15 protein-coding genes are annotated in these 12,958 nt (G+C 70.4%); 4 read left to right on the top strand and 11 right to left on the bottom strand.

From position 1 onward, the window contains the following. Positions 1 to 65: 65 nt before the first annotated feature. Genes ACFWBD_RS40710 through ACFWBD_RS40675 form a run of 8 tightly spaced genes read right to left on the bottom strand, consistent with a single transcriptional unit; the run spans position 66 to position 6,670 of the window. Complete coding sequence (locus tag ACFWBD_RS40710; protein WP_030677253.1) at positions 66 to 398, bottom strand: metal-sulfur cluster assembly factor; 333 nt, start codon at positions 396 to 398, stop codon at positions 66 to 68. Beyond that, positions 395 to 862 carry a Fe-S cluster assembly sulfur transfer protein SufU gene (gene sufU, locus ACFWBD_RS40705; protein ID WP_351764469.1) on the bottom strand — a complete coding sequence of 156 codons (468 nt, stop codon included), beginning with the start codon at positions 860 to 862 and terminating at the stop codon, positions 395 to 397. Before sufU ends, ACFWBD_RS40710 begins: the two co-directional genes overlap by 4 nt. 16 nt (positions 863 to 878) lie before the next feature. After that, entirely contained in the window at positions 879 to 2,135 is a 1,257-nt protein-coding gene (locus ACFWBD_RS40700) for a cysteine desulfurase (RefSeq protein ID WP_351764468.1), read from the bottom strand. Further along, the gene (sufC, locus tag ACFWBD_RS40695) at positions 2,132 to 2,896 is read right to left on the bottom strand and encodes a Fe-S cluster assembly ATPase SufC (protein WP_385679018.1); all 765 of its coding nucleotides are present in this window, start codon (positions 2,894 to 2,896) and stop codon (positions 2,132 to 2,134) included. Before sufC ends, ACFWBD_RS40700 begins: the two co-directional genes overlap by 4 nt. Positions 2,897 to 2,903: 7 nt before the next feature. After that, positions 2,904 to 3,236 (bottom strand): non-heme iron oxygenase ferredoxin subunit, encoded by a 333-nt coding sequence (locus ACFWBD_RS40690; protein ID WP_385679015.1) that lies wholly within the window; start codon positions 3,234 to 3,236, stop codon positions 2,904 to 2,906. Further along, entirely contained in the window at positions 3,236 to 4,453 is a 1,218-nt protein-coding gene (sufD, locus tag ACFWBD_RS40685; protein WP_385679012.1) for a Fe-S cluster assembly protein SufD, read from the bottom strand. Before sufD ends, ACFWBD_RS40690 begins: the two co-directional genes overlap by 1 nt. Before the next feature lie 55 nt (positions 4,454 to 4,508). Further along, positions 4,509 to 5,930: a Fe-S cluster assembly protein SufB gene (sufB, locus tag ACFWBD_RS40680; protein WP_385679009.1), complete on the bottom strand. Its 1,422-nt coding sequence runs from the start codon at positions 5,928 to 5,930 to the stop codon at positions 4,509 to 4,511. Next, complete coding sequence (locus tag ACFWBD_RS40675; protein ID WP_385679006.1) at positions 5,927 to 6,670, bottom strand: helix-turn-helix transcriptional regulator; 744 nt, start codon at positions 6,668 to 6,670, stop codon at positions 5,927 to 5,929. Before ACFWBD_RS40675 ends, sufB begins: the two co-directional genes overlap by 4 nt. Before the next feature lie 183 nt (positions 6,671 to 6,853). Between ACFWBD_RS40675 and ACFWBD_RS40670 the strand changes: the two genes are divergently transcribed. The 4 genes from ACFWBD_RS40670 to ACFWBD_RS40655 all read left to right on the top strand — a co-directional run bounded on the left by ACFWBD_RS40670 (position 6,854) and on the right by ACFWBD_RS40655 (position 10,590). Beyond that, complete coding sequence (locus ACFWBD_RS40670; RefSeq protein WP_385679003.1) at positions 6,854 to 7,654, top strand: aminoglycoside N(3)-acetyltransferase; 801 nt, start codon at positions 6,854 to 6,856, stop codon at positions 7,652 to 7,654. An 87-nt stretch (positions 7,655 to 7,741) separates the two neighbouring features. Beyond that, positions 7,742 to 8,662, top strand: coding sequence for an ABC transporter ATP-binding protein (locus ACFWBD_RS40665; RefSeq protein ID WP_385679000.1), 921 nt, complete (start codon positions 7,742 to 7,744; stop codon positions 8,660 to 8,662). Positions 8,663 to 8,753: 91 nt separating this feature from the next. Beyond that, the gene (locus ACFWBD_RS40660) at positions 8,754 to 9,524 is read left to right on the top strand and encodes an ABC transporter permease (protein ID WP_385678997.1); all 771 of its coding nucleotides are present in this window, start codon (positions 8,754 to 8,756) and stop codon (positions 9,522 to 9,524) included. A 55-nt stretch (positions 9,525 to 9,579) separates the two neighbouring features. Then, entirely contained in the window at positions 9,580 to 10,590 is a 1,011-nt protein-coding gene (locus tag ACFWBD_RS40655; protein WP_385678994.1) for a heme A synthase, read from the top strand. Position 10,591: 1 nt separating this feature from the next. Here ACFWBD_RS40655 and ACFWBD_RS40650 read toward each other — a convergent pair whose 3' ends face one another. From ACFWBD_RS40650 to ACFWBD_RS40640, 3 genes are all read right to left on the bottom strand, one after another. Beyond that, the gene (locus ACFWBD_RS40650) at positions 10,592 to 11,338 is read right to left on the bottom strand and encodes a nucleotidyltransferase (protein ID WP_385678991.1); all 747 of its coding nucleotides are present in this window, start codon (positions 11,336 to 11,338) and stop codon (positions 10,592 to 10,594) included. A gap of 18 nt (positions 11,339 to 11,356) precedes the next feature. Then, a complete protein-coding gene (locus ACFWBD_RS40645) occupies positions 11,357 to 12,463 on the bottom strand; it encodes an amidohydrolase family protein (protein WP_385678988.1) in 1,107 nt (368 codons plus the stop codon). Positions 12,464 to 12,538: 75 nt separating this feature from the next. Beyond that, positions 12,539 to 12,895: a hypothetical protein gene (locus ACFWBD_RS40640; RefSeq protein ID WP_385678985.1), complete on the bottom strand. Its 357-nt coding sequence runs from the start codon at positions 12,893 to 12,895 to the stop codon at positions 12,539 to 12,541. Between the last annotated feature and the right edge of the window lie 63 nt (positions 12,896 to 12,958).

Below are 12,958 nucleotides of genomic sequence, written 5' to 3'. Positions count from 1 at the left end.
CACCCGGTGGGTGCCGCCGCTCTCGTGTGTGGGGGAGGATCCCTGACGGGATCTCCGACGGGATCTCAGACGTTGAACCCCAGCGCGCGAAGCTGCTCGCGGCCGTCGTCCGTGATCTTGTCCGGGCCCCACGGCGGCATCCAGACCCAGTTGATGCGCAGCTCGTTGACCAGGCCGTCCGTGGCGGACTTCGCCTGGTCCTCGATCACGTCCGTCAACGGACAGGCCGCCGAGGTCAGGGTCATGTCGATCGTCGCGATGTTCGCGTCGTCGACGTGGATGCCGTAGATCAGCCCGAGGTTGACGACGTCGATGCCCAGTTCGGGGTCGACGACGTCGTACAACGCCTCGCGGAGTTCCTCCTCGGAGGCCGGCTTCATCTCAACGGTCTCGCTCATGCCGTCTTCCTTTCGGCGTCGGCTCCGCCCAGGGCCTGGGCCGTCGCGTCCTTCCACGCCATCCAGCTGAGGAGGGCGCACTTGACCCGGGCCGGGTACTTGGAGACACCGGCGAACGCGATCGCGTCCTCCAGCACCTCCTCCATCGCCTCGTCGGGCTCGATCCTGCCCTTGGACTGCATCAGCTCCAGGAAGGCCTCCTGGATCTTCTGCGCCTCGGCCAATTCCTTGCCGACCAGAAGGTCGTTCAGGACGGACGCGCTGGCCTGGCTGATGGAGCAGCCCTGGCCCTCGTAACTGACGTCCTCGATCTTCGTGCCGTCGTACTTCACACGGAGGGTGATCTCGTCACCGCAGGTCGGGTTCACATGGTGCACCTCGGCGTCGCCGTCGCGCAGGCCACGCCCGTGCGGGTGCTTGTAGTGATCCAGGATGACTTCCTGGTACATGGAGTCCAGCTTCACGGTCTCAGCACGCCCCTCAGCCGAAGAAGTTCCGTACGTGCTCCAGACCGTCGACCAGAGCGTCGATCTCGGCCGGGGTGGAGTACAGATAGAACGACGCTCGTGTGGTCGCGGGAATTCCGTAGCGCAGGCAGACGGGCCGGGCGCAGTGGTGACCCACCCGGACCGCGATGCCCTGTTCGTCCAGCACCTGGCCCACGTCGTGCGGGTGGATGTCGCCGAGCGTGAAGGAGATCGCCGCGCCCCGGTCCTCGGCCGTGGCCGGGCCGATGATCCGCAGGTCGGGGACCTCGGTCAGGCGCCGCACCGCGTACTCGGTGATCGCGTGCTCATGGGCGAGGATCTTGTCCATGCCGATGGCGGACAGGTAGTCGATGGCCGCGCCCAGACCGACCGCCTGCGCGATCGGCGGGGTGCCCGCCTCGAACTTGTGGGGCGCCGGGGCGTAGGTCGACGAGTGCATCGACACCGTCTCGATCATCTCGCCGCCGCCGAGGAACGGGGGAAGGTCCTCGAGCAGCTCCTGGCGGCCCCACAGGACGCCGATGCCGGTCGGGCCGCACATCTTGTGGCCGGTGAAGGCCACGAAGTCGGCCTGGAGGGCCTGCACGTCCAGCGGCATGTGCGGCGCGGCCTGCGAGGCGTCGATGCACACCAGCGCGCCGACCTCCTGCGCGCGGCGCACTATCGCCTCGACCGGGTTCACGGTGCCGAGGATGTTCGACACCAGCACGAAGGAGACGATCTTCGTCTTCTCGGTGATGATCTCGTCGATGTTGGACAGGTCGAGCCGGCCGTCGTCGGTCAGGCCGAACCACTTCAGCTTCGCGCCGGTGCGCTGCGACAGCAGCTGCCACGGCACGATGTTGGAGTGGTGCTCCATCTCCGTGATGACGATCTCGGTCTCGGAGTCCACCCGGTAGGGCTCGTCGGCCCAGCCGAGCATGTTCGCCACGAGGTTGAGCGACTCGGAGGCGTTCTTGGTGAAGATCACCTCGTCGCGGCTCGGCGCGTTGATGAACGCGGCGACCTTGTCGCGCGCGCCCTCGTACAGCGCCGTGGCCTCCTCGGCGAGCACATGCACACCGCGGTGGACGTTGGCGTTGTAGCGCTCGTAGTACTCGTTCAGGGCGTCCAGTACCTGGCGCGGCTTCTGCGAGGTCGCCGCGTTGTCCAGGTACACGAGCTTCAGGCCGTCGTGGACCTGTCGGTCCAGGATGGGGAAGTCCTTGCGGATCGCCTCGGTGTCGAGGAGGCCCGGCAACTGCGTCACGCGGATACGCCACCCTTCGTGTATGCCTCGTAGCCCTCGTTCTCCAGCTTGTCGGCGAGCTCGGCGCCACCGGACTCGACGATGCGGCCGGCCGAGAAGACGTGGACGAAGTCCGGCTTGATGTAGCGCAGGATGCGCGTGTAGTGCGTGATCAGCAGGGTGCCGACCTCACCGGTCTCGCGGACGCGGTTGACGCCTTCGGAGACGATGCGCAGGGCGTCGACGTCCAGACCGGAGTCCGTCTCGTCGAGGATCGCGACCTTCGGCCTGAGCAGCTCCAGCTGGAGGATCTCGTGGCGCTTCTTCTCACCGCCGGAGAAGCCCTCGTTGACGTTGCGCTCGGCGAAGGAGGTGTCCATGTTGAGGCGCTGCATGGCCTCCTTGACCTCCTTCACCCAGGTGCGCAGCTTGGGGGCCTCGCCGCGGATGGCGGTGGCGGAGGTGCGCAGGAAGTTCGAAACGGAGACGCCGGGGACCTCGACCGGGTACTGCATGGCGAGGAAGAGGCCCGCGCGGGCGCGCTCGTCGACGGACATCTCGAGGACGTTTTCGCCGTCGAGCAGCACGGTGCCGCTCGTGATCGTGTACTTCGGGTGCCCCGCGAGCGAGTAGGCGAGGGTCGACTTGCCGGAGCCGTTGGGGCCCATGATGGCGTGCGTCTCGCCCTGCTTCACGGTGAGGTCGACGCCCTTGAGGATCTCCTTCGTGGCGTTGTCGGCCTCGACGGTGACGTGCAGGTCTCGGATTTCAAGCGTTGCCATGGGTGCCTCAGGACTCCTGGGTGAGGGAGACGAGCACGTCGTCCCCTTCGATCTTTACGGGGTATACGGGGACGGGGCGCGTCGCGGGAAGGCCGGACGGCTTGCCGGTGCGGAGGTCGAAGCTGGAGCCGTGCAGCCAGCACTCGATCTGACAGTCCTCCACCTCGCCCTCGGAGAGCGAGACGTTCGCGTGGGAGCAGATGTCGTGGATGGCGAACACCTCCCCCTCGGTACGGACGACCGAGACCGGCGTGCCGTCGAGTTCCACCCGTGTGGGGGTGTCCTCCTTCAGCTCGCTCAGTCCGCAGGCCCGAATGAATCGAGCACGGTCGTAGGCCATCAGACGGTGGCCTCCAGCTCGGTCTCGATCCTGGCGAGCAGGCGCTCCTCGATGTCGTCGACACCGATCTGCTGGACCAGTTCGGCGAAGAAGCCGCGGACCACCAGGCGACGGGCCTCGTCGGCCGGGATGCCGCGGGCCATCAGGTAGAAGAGCTGCTCGTCGTCGAAGCGGCCGGTGGCGGAGGCGTGGCCGGCGCCGACGATCTCGCCGGTCTCGATCTCCAGGTTCGGCACCGAGTCGACCCGCGCGCCGTCCGTGAGGACCAGGTTGCGGTTCATCTCGTAGGTGTCGGTGCCTTCGGCCTTGGCCTCGATGAGCACGTCACCGATCCACACGGCGTGCGCGCCCTCGCCCTGGAGGGCGCCCTTGTAGACGACGTTGGACTTGCAGTGCGGGACGTTGTGGTCGACCAGGAGGCGGTGCTCCTGGTGCTGACCGGCGTCCGTGAAGTACAGACCGAACAGCTCGGCCTCGGCGCCGGGGCCGGCGTACGCCACGCGCGGGTGGAGGCGGACGAGGTCGCCGCCGAAGGTCACCACGACCGACTTGAAGGTCGCGTCGCGGCCGACGAGCGCGTTGTGCTGGGCCACGTGCACGGCCTTGTCGTCCCAGTCCTGGACGGAGACGACGGTCAGCTTCGCGCCGTCCCCGAGGACGTAGTCGAGGTTGGCGGCGATCACGGCGTCACCGGTGTGTTCGATGACGACGACTGCCTCGGCGAAGGCGCCCAGCTCGATGACCTGGTGGCCGAAGGAGACCCCGCCCTCGCCGTGCACCGCGATGCGGATCGGCTCGGTGAGCACCGTCTCCTTGGGGACGGTGACCACGCCGGCCTTCTCGAACGCGGAGTACGCCTGGGCGGCGACCCGGTCCACCGGGGTGCCCGCCTTCCCGAGGCGCGGGTCGTCGCGGTCCACGAGCTCGACGGTGACGCCCTCGGGCGCCTCGACGGCGATCTTCACGCCCTCGCCGGTCGCGACGGCGGTGCCGTCGTGCAGCCCGCGCAGCCGCTCCAGCGGCGTGAACCGCCACTCCTCCTCGCGACCGTGCGGGACCGGGAAGTCCGCCACGTCGAAGGACGCGGGCGCGCTCATGCGCGTGGCGACGGTCGACTCGGCGGCCACCGCGATCTGGCCGGCGGTCGTGCTGCCCACCGGTAGGGGTCCCCCCGCTCGAACGGAGTTGAGGGCGGGGGAGTTCTGAGCCTCAGCCATGGCTGTCGGTCTGCTCGCTTTCTTGCGTGAGTGGCTTGACGGGGACGGCGGTCGCTTAACCGACCGCGCCCTCCATCTGGAGCTCGATCAGCCGGTTGAGCTCGAGGGCGTACTCCATGGGCAGCTCCTTCGCGATGGGCTCGACGAAGCCGCGCACGATCATCGCCATCGCCTCGAACTCGGTCAGACCGCGGCTCATCAGGTAGAAGAGCTGGTCGTCGCTGACCTTGGAGACGGTGGCCTCGTGGCCCATGGACACGTCGTCCTCGCGGACGTCCACGTAGGGGTACGTGTCGGAGCGGGAGATGGTGTCGACGAGCAGCGCGTCGCACAGCACGTTGGACTTGGAGCCGTGGGCGCCCTCGCCGATCTCGACGAGACCGCGGTAGGACGTACGGCCGCCGCCGCGCGCCACGGACTTCGACACGATGTTCGACGAGGTGTTCGGCGCCATGTGGACCATCTTGGAGCCGGCGTCCTGGTGCTGGCCCTCGCCCGCGAAGGCGATGGAGAGGGTCTCGCCCTTGGCGTGCTCGCCCATCAGGTAGACGGCCGGGTACTTCATCGTCACCTTGGAGCCGATGTTGCCGTCGATCCACTCCATGGTCGCGCCCTCGTACGCCACGGCGCGCTTGGTGACCAGGTTGTAGACGTTGTTCGACCAGTTCTGGATGGTCGTGTAGCGGCAGCGGGCGTTCTTCTTGACGATGATCTCGACCACGGCGCTGTGCAGCGAGTCCGACTTGTAGATCGGGGCCGTACAGCCCTCGACGTAGTGCACGTAGGCGCCCTCGTCGACGATGATCAGGGTCCGCTCGAACTGGCCCATGTTCTCCGTGTTGATACGGAAGTAGGCCTGGAGCGGGATCTCGACGTGCACGCCCTTCGGCACGTAGATGAAGGAGCCGCCGGACCACACCGCGGTGTTCAGCGACGCGAACTTGTTGTCGCCGACCGGGATGACCGTGCCGAAGTACTCCTTGAAGAGCTCCGGGTGCTGCTTGAGAGCGGTGTCGGTGTCCAGGAAGATGACGCCCTGCTCCTCCAGGTCCTCACGGATCTGGTGGTAGACGACCTCGGACTCGTACTGGGCCGCGACACCGGCGACGAGGCGCTGCTTCTCCGCCTCCGGGATACCGAGCCTGTCGTACGTGTTCTTGATGTCCTCGGGCAGGTCCTCCCAGGACTCCGCCTGCTTCTCCGTGGAACGCACGAAGTACTTGATGTTGTCGAAGTCGATGCCCGAGAGGTCCGAGCCCCAGTTGGGCATGGGCTTCTTGCCGAAGAGCCGCAGACCCTTGAGGCGCAGCTTCGTCATCCACTCCGGCTCGGACTTCTTGGCCGAGATGTCCCGGACGACGTCCTCGTTGATGCCGCGCTTCGCAGAGGCGCCGGCCGTGTCGGAGTCGGCCCAGCCGTATTCGTACTTACCCAGGCCCTCGAGTTCGGGGTGGGCAGTCTCCGTGGGGAGAGTCATGCGGGGTTCCTCCCGGCCGTGCTTGCAGATGCGTGGTGAGTGGCTGTGGAAACTTTGGGGATGAACGTCGTGCAGACGCCGTCGCCGTGGGCGATGGTCGCCAGTCGCTGGACGTGCGTCCCGAGCAGCTGGGAGAAGATCTCGGTCTCCGCCTCGCAGAGCTGCGGGAACTTCTCGGCGACATGGGCGACGGGGCAGTGGTGCTGGCACAGCTGCTCGCCGACCGGTGCGCTGCGCGCCGTAGCAGCGTACCCGTCCGCGCTCAGGGCCTTGGCCAGGGCTTCGGTCCGCTCTTCCGGGGCGGCCGCCTCGATCGCCTGGCGGTACCCGGAGGCCTGTTCGGCGATCCGGGCGCGGGCGAAGGCGACGACGGCCTCGTCCCCGCCGAAGCGCTCCTGGATCCAGCGCAGGGCGTCCGCGGCGAGCGTGTCGTAGGACTGGTCGAAGGCGTCGCGGCCGCAGTCGGTGAGAGCGAAGGCCTTGGCGGGGCGCCCGCGTGTCCGCGCTCCGTACACCCGCTGCTCGCGGGCCGCCACGACGTCGTCGGCGACGAGCGCGTCGAGGTGGCGGCGGACGGCGGCCTGGGTGAGGCCCAGCCGGCCGGCCAGCTCGGCGACGGTCGACGGCCCGTGGTCCAGGATGGACCGCGCGACCCGGTTGCGCGTCGAGCGCTCACCGGTCGCGATCTCCTCCTGGGGGGTCCCCGTGGGGGTCTCCCGAGCCTCGCCAACGTATTTCACAACGCCATTGTTGCGTAATTCATCAGAGGCAGGCAACCCGCGCCCCGACCGGCGGGCGGTGCCCTGCGTCACTTAGGCATACCTAATCTGACCTGCGGAAACGATCTCTGATCGATCAGGCGAGGGGGTCGGTGCGATAAAACCACTGGTCTCCGGAGCCCCCTTCCAGGACACTGCCGGACCATGCCCACACCCCCTCCCACCGGCCCACTTGTCACTCGCGACACCCTCGCCGCGGAGCTTCGCGCGCTGGGTGTCGAACCCGGAGAAATCCTTCTCGTGCACTCCTCGCTCAGTTCGCTCGGCTGGGTCTGCGGAGGCGCCGTCGCGGTCGTGCGGGGACTGCTCGACGCGGTCGGCCCGGACGGCACGCTCGTGGTCCCCACCCAGTCCGGCGACCTGTCCGACCCGGCCCTGTGGAGCAACCCACCGGTCCCCGCGGACTGGTGGGAGCGGATCCGGGCGACCATGCCCGCATACGACCCCCTCGTCACTCCCGCACTGGGCGTGGGCGTGATCCCCGAGACGGTCCGCACCTGGCCCGGCGCCCTGCGCAGCGCCCACCCGCAGACCTCGTTCGCGGCGCTCGGGGCGCGGGCCGCGGAACTGGTCGAGGGGCACGCCCCCGACTGCCGGCTCGGCGAGCACAGCCCGCTGGCACGGCTGGAGAAGGCGGGGGCGCGGGTCCTGCTCCTCGGCGCCGGTTACCACACCTGCACCAGCTTCCACCTGGCCGAATACCGGATCCCGGCCCCGCTCGTCGAGGTGGGCCGGCCCGGGTCCGACGGGACGTGGGAGGTCGTGACCGAGGTGTCGATCGACTCCGACCGCTTCGACGAGCTGGGCCATGACTTCGAGCGCGACCGTGACGTCGTACGGGGCGCCGTCGGGGCGGCCGACGTACGGCTGTTTCCGGTCGCGGACGCCGTCGCCTACGCGCAGCGGTGGCTGCCGCTGCACCGGTCCCGCGAGGAGGAACTCTGAATCCGCCCGCCCCCGCCGCCCTCGCGTCCGGCCGGTTCCCGCACCCCCCGGGCCGAGCCCTCACCCGCGAACCTAGACTCTTGAGCCATGCGAAGTGAGCCTGTCGTCCGGGTCGAGGCCCTGGTGAAGCGGTACGGCGCCAAGACCGCGGTGGACGGCCTCGACCTGACGGCCCGGGCGGGCGTCACCGCCGTCCTCGGACCCAACGGCGCCGGCAAGACGACCACCGTCGAGACCTGCGAGGGATACCGCAGGCCGGACGCCGGCACGGTACGCGTCCTCGGCCTCGACCCGCAGAGACAGGCCTCGGACCTGCGGCCCCGGATCGGCGTGATGCTCCAGTCGGGGGGCGTGTACTCCGGGGCCCGGGCCGACGAGATGCTCCGGCACGTGGCCGGGCTGCACGCCCACCCGCTGGACGTCGACGACCTCGTCGAGCGCCTCGGCCTCGGCTCCTGCGGCCGGACGACGTACCGCCGCCTCTCCGGCGGCCAGCAGCAGCGGCTCGCGCTGGCGATGGCCGTCGTCGGCCGCCCGGAGCTGGTGTTCCTGGACGAGCCGACGGCCGGCCTGGACCCACAGGCCCGCCGCGCCACCTGGGAACTCGTACGGGATCTGCGCGCGGACGGCGTCTCCGTCATCCTGACCACCCACTACATGGACGAGGCCGAACAGCTCGCCGACGACGTCGCGATCATCGACGCGGGCCGGGTCATCGCCCAGGGCTCCCCCGAGGAGCTGTGCCGCGGCGGCGCCGAGAACACCCTGCGCTTCACCGGCCGGCCCGGCCTCGACGTGGCCTCCCTGCTCAAGGCCCTGCCCGCCGACAGCTCGGCCGACGAGCTGACCCCGGGCTCCTACCGGGTGATGGGCAAGGTCGACCCGCAGCTGCTGGCGACGGTCACCTCGTGGTGCGCGCAGCACGGGGTGATGCCCGACCGGATCTCGGTCGAACGGCACACCCTCGAGGACGTCTTCCTGGAACTCACCGGCAAGGAGCTGCGCTGATGATCCCGGCTCGCACACGGACCTGCTGGGGGTCCGGGGGTCGTCCCCCGGGTGGACACAGCCTGGAACTCACCGGCAAGGAGCTGCGCCGATGACCGCCACGGGTACCTACACCCCCCGGCCCGGAGCGGCCCCGCTGCGCCGCATGATCGGGACCCAGGCGGCGCTGGAGACGAAGATGCTCCTGCGCAACGGTGAGCAGCTGCTGCTCACCGTCGTGATCCCCACCCTGCTGCTGGTGCTGTTCAGCACGGTGGACATCATCGACACCGGCGCGGGCGAGGCGGTGGACTTCCTCACGCCCGGCATCCTCGCGCTCGCCGTGGTGTCGACGGCCTTCACCGGCCAGGCCATCGCGACCGGCTTCGAACGCCGTTACGGGGTGCTGAAGCGGCTCGCCTCCTCCCCCCTCCCCCGCTGGGGCCTGATGGCGGCGAAGACGCTGTCGGTGCTGGTCACGGAGATCCTCCAGGTGATCCTCCTGACGGCGATCGCCTTCGCCCTCGGCTGGAACCCGCACGGCAACCCCGCGGCCGTCCTGCTCCTCCTGGTCCTTGGCACGGCCGCCTTCTCGGGCCTCGGCCTGCTGATGGCGGGCACCCTCAAGGCGGAGGCGACGCTGGCCGCGGCCAACCTGGTCTTCCTGCTGCTGCTGGTGGGCGGCGGGGTGATCGTCCCGCTCGACAAGTTCCCGTCCGGCGCCCAGGACGTGCTCGGTCTGCTGCCGGTCTCGGCCCTCTCGGACGGTCTGCGGGACGTGCTCCAGCACGGCGCGGGCATGCCCTGGGGCGACCTGGGGATCCTGGCGGTGTGGGCGGTCGCGGGGCTCGCGGCGGCCGGCCGGTTCTTCCGCTGGGAGTAGCCGGACGCGCGGATCCGGGGACCCTCGTGAACGCGTGCACAAGCGGACGCCTACGATGGGACGCGTGCCAAACGTGACCCGTGCCGACGCCGTAGCCGCCGTGCGCAACCCGCTCGCCTTCATCGCCGAACGCTGGACCCCCACCCGCCGGACGGTTCAGCGGGCGGCCCTGTACCCGCTCGTGATGTCGGTGGTCATCGTGGTCACCGGCGGTGCCGTACGGCTCACCGGCTCGGGCCTGGGCTGCCCGACCTGGCCCAAGTGCACCGACGACTCGCTCACCGCGACCGGCGCGATGGGCTTCCACGGCGCCATCGAGTTCGGCAACCGCATGCTGACGTACGTACTGTGCGCGGCCGTCGGCTGGGCGATCATCGCCGCACGCTCCGAGAAGCCGTACCGGCGGAGCCTGACCCGGCTGGGCTGGGCGCAGTTCTGGCTGGTGATGAGCAACGCCGTGCTCGGCGGGATCGTGGTGCTCGTCGGCCTCAACCCCTACACGGTCGCGGCGCACTTCCTGGCCGCCACCGCGCTGCTCGCGGTCGCCGCGGTGATGTGGCAGCGCGCCCGGGAGGGCGACGGGGAACCCCGGCAGCTGGTCGGCAAGCCCGTGCAGCAGCTGGTGTGGTTCCTGGTCCTCGCCTCGACGCTGCTGATCGCCGTCGGCACGGTGGTGACCGGCGCGGGCCCGCACGCCGGTGACTCCAGCGAGGTCGAGCGGATGCCGCTGGACTGGGAGACGGTCGCCAAGCTGCACGCCGTGCTCGCCTGGATCGTGGTGACGCTGACCTTCGCCCTGTGGTTCATCCTCAGGGCGGTGGACGCGCCGAAGAACCCGCTGGACCGTACCCGGGACCTGTTCCTGGTGCTGCTCGGGCAGGGTGTCATCGGCTACGTCCAGTACTTCACGGACCTTCCCGAAGCCCTGGTCGGGCTGCACATGTTCGGCTCCTGCCTGGTGTGGATCGCGGTGCTGCGCGTGCTGCTGGCGCTGCGCGAGCGCCCCGGGACGACGATCGAGCTGCCGGGCCCGGCGGCCGAGGCGACGGTCGCCACGCGCGCGTGAGTCACCCGTACGAGGCGACCAGCCCGTCGATCGCCGGCCCCAGGTAGTTCCGGGTCAGCTCGGCCCGGCGGGTCGGCCACCCCGGGTCGGCCGGCCCGGCCCCCTCGTCGTAGCGGCGGCGCGCGATGTCCGCCACGACCTCCGACGGCGCCCCCAGCGCCGACAGTTCGTCGAGGGCCCGGCGCTTGGAGATCAGCCGGCCGTCCCGCACGGTCACCGTCGCCCGCGCGAAGGTCAGGAGCCCCAGGTCGACCCAGACGTTCTGACGCCACAGAGGGGCCTTGTCGACGGCGGGCCGCCAGAAGTCCCGCTGGTCGCGGACGACGAAGTCGCCGAGTGCGCGGTCCGGCACGGCCGGCAGCAGCGCGCCGGGCGGTTTCCCGTACAGCACCCGCCCGAAGTCGAGCAGTTCGCGCCGGGTCACCGGGGTGACCGTCCGCCGGAACAGATGACTGTGCGCCCAGGTGAGGTGCCGCCGCTCCGGATCGGCCGCCCGGCCGGGCGTGAGATAGGTGCAGTGCAGCAGCGGGGCGAGCGGCTCGTTCCGCAGACGGGCGTGCAGCCGGCCCAGTTGCCACACGGCGCTCGGTGTGACGGGCCCCGCCAGGACCGCGATCAGGTCCAGGTCGCTGCGGCCCTCCTGGTAGTCGCCCCCGGCGAGTGAGCCGTGGGCCCACAGGGCGACGGGGTCCAGGTCCGGGAGTCCGGCGAGGAAACGGTCCAGTAAGGCTTCCGTGCGGCTCGTCATGCGCCCAGTCTGTCCACCTCAGCCGAGCCCGTACACCCGGCGTGCGTTGCCCGCCGAGATCAGTCCGGCCACCCGTTGCGCGTCCCCCGCCGACCACGCGCCCTCCACGACCCAGCTGCCGAGCACCCGCGCCAGTGCCTCGCGGAACAGCCGCGCCCCGACCACGTGCAGTTCGGGCAGCCCCCCGGCCCCGCTGGAGAAGAGGATCTTGCCGAAGGGGGCCAGCTCCAGGATCTCCGCGAGGATCGTCGCGGCTCGCGCGCCGGTCCGCACGAGCGCGGCGCCGGAGTCGGCGTACACGTGCGGGAAGACGCCCGCGAGGTGGGCGGCGTGCCGGTGGTAGGGGTAGCCGTGCAGCAGGACGAGGTCGGTGCCGAGGCCGGCCGTGGCCCGCACGAAGTCCGTCAGCAGCACCGGATCCGTGCGGTCGACGCGCGCCCCCGGCTCGCCGAGTCCCGCGTGCAGCTGAAGCGGCAGCCCCGAGGCGACGGCGATCCACAGCAGGTGCCGCAGCAGCACCGGGTCGGTGAGCTCGCCGCCGACCCTGCGGCCCGCCAGCCAGCGGCCCGCCGCGCCCCGCACCTCACCCGGCCCGGGCGGCTCGGGCGCGAGGGCGAGGCCGTGCCGGACGCCCGCGACGGAGGTGAAGGCCACGGCGTTCGCGGCGGCCCCGTGGACCGACTCGGCGAGGTTGGCGAGGAAGGACTCGACGGTGCCGGAGGTGTCGGCGACCTGTTCGGCGAGGGGTTCCAGGCGCACGATCTCCCGTGCCTCGGCGGCGCCGGCCGAGGCGAGCTCGCCCGGTCCCGTGAGGTCGCCGGGCAGGCCGGTGTCGACCAGGTAGGTCGTGATGCCGCTGCCGCGCAGCAGCCGGCGGCCCGCTTCCAGTACGCCGAGTTCACGACGCCGGGCGAGATAGCGGGCGGGCGGCGCGTGCGGTTCCAGACCGAGGAGCGGGGGGCACCAGCGGCGTACCGCGAACCCCGTCTGGGTGTCGAACAGTGTCGTGCCCGGGGCCGGCGGGCCCTCGGTGCGGGCCAGCTGGGCCTCGAAGGTGCCGAGGCCCAGCTCCGTTCTCAGGACGCCGTGGCAGTACTGGTCCACCAAGGACGGCGTTTCGATCATCCGGACTCCCGGGGAGCTGGACCACGTGGTTCCTACGGGTCCTAACGGGTGACCGGGGTGTCAGGTTGTTGCTGCTCAGCCGTTCTTCGGTCCGCCGACCTGGATCCCGGCCATCCGCGTCCACTCGTAGGGGCCCGTCTTCACCTTCGCCGCGAACTCGCCGTCGAAGGTCTCGTGGACGGTGATGCCGGCCTTCGCGACGGCCAGCCCGGCGACGGCGACCGAGGGGGCCACCAGGTCGCCCCAGCCGCCGTCCTCGCCGACGAGGACGATACGGGCGCCGCGCTCGCCGATGTACGCGATCTGGCCCTCGGCCCCGCCGTGCTGCTTGGCGAAGGCGTTGATCTGCTTGGCGAGCCGGGCCGCCTTGCGCTCGGCCTTCGCGGCCTGCTTGGCGTCGGCGCTCTCGTCGACCTGCTTGGTGTCTGCCATGGCCAGGATGCTACCGACGGGTAGATCGAACGGCGACGGCCGGGGTGCGTGGTGTTGACCCTG

The organism is Streptomyces sp. NPDC060002 (genome assembly GCF_042737245.1).
Taxonomy (GTDB): Bacteria; Actinomycetota; Actinomycetes; order Streptomycetales; family Streptomycetaceae; genus Streptomyces.
The sequence above is the reverse complement of the archived record's forward strand: the minus strand, read 5'-3'. Positions and strand labels throughout refer to the sequence as shown.

What these genes read in the sequence shown, in the direction of transcription:
- ACFWBD_RS40710 (WP_030677253.1), bottom strand. Translation starts at nt 398, where the DNA reads ATGAGCGAGACCGTTGAGATGAAGCCGGCCTCCGAGGAGGAACTCCGC.
- sufC (WP_385679018.1), bottom strand. Translation starts at nt 2,896, where the DNA reads ATGGCAACGCTTGAAATCCGAGACCTGCACGTCACCGTCGAGGCCGAC.
- ACFWBD_RS40690 (WP_385679015.1), bottom strand. Translation starts at nt 3,236, where the DNA reads ATGGCCTACGACCGTGCTCGATTCATTCGGGCCTGCGGACTGAGCGAG.
- sufD (WP_385679012.1), bottom strand. Translation starts at nt 4,453, where the DNA reads ATGGCTGAGGCTCAGAACTCCCCCGCCCTCAACTCCGTTCGAGCGGGG.
- sufB (WP_385679009.1), bottom strand. Translation starts at nt 5,930, where the DNA reads ATGACTCTCCCCACGGAGACTGCCCACCCCGAACTCGAGGGCCTGGGT.
- ACFWBD_RS40670 (WP_385679003.1), top strand. Translation starts at nt 6,854, where the DNA reads ATGCCCACACCCCCTCCCACCGGCCCACTTGTCACTCGCGACACCCTC.
- ACFWBD_RS40665 (WP_385679000.1), top strand. Translation starts at nt 7,742, where the DNA reads ATGCGAAGTGAGCCTGTCGTCCGGGTCGAGGCCCTGGTGAAGCGGTAC.
- ACFWBD_RS40660 (WP_385678997.1), top strand. Translation starts at nt 8,754, where the DNA reads ATGACCGCCACGGGTACCTACACCCCCCGGCCCGGAGCGGCCCCGCTG.
- ACFWBD_RS40655 (WP_385678994.1), top strand. Translation starts at nt 9,580, where the DNA reads ATGGGACGCGTGCCAAACGTGACCCGTGCCGACGCCGTAGCCGCCGTG.
- ACFWBD_RS40650 (WP_385678991.1), bottom strand. Translation starts at nt 11,338, where the DNA reads ATGACGAGCCGCACGGAAGCCTTACTGGACCGTTTCCTCGCCGGACTC.
- ACFWBD_RS40645 (WP_385678988.1), bottom strand. Translation starts at nt 12,463, where the DNA reads ATGATCGAAACGCCGTCCTTGGTGGACCAGTACTGCCACGGCGTCCTG.
- ACFWBD_RS40640 (WP_385678985.1), bottom strand. Translation starts at nt 12,895, where the DNA reads ATGGCAGACACCAAGCAGGTCGACGAGAGCGCCGACGCCAAGCAGGCC.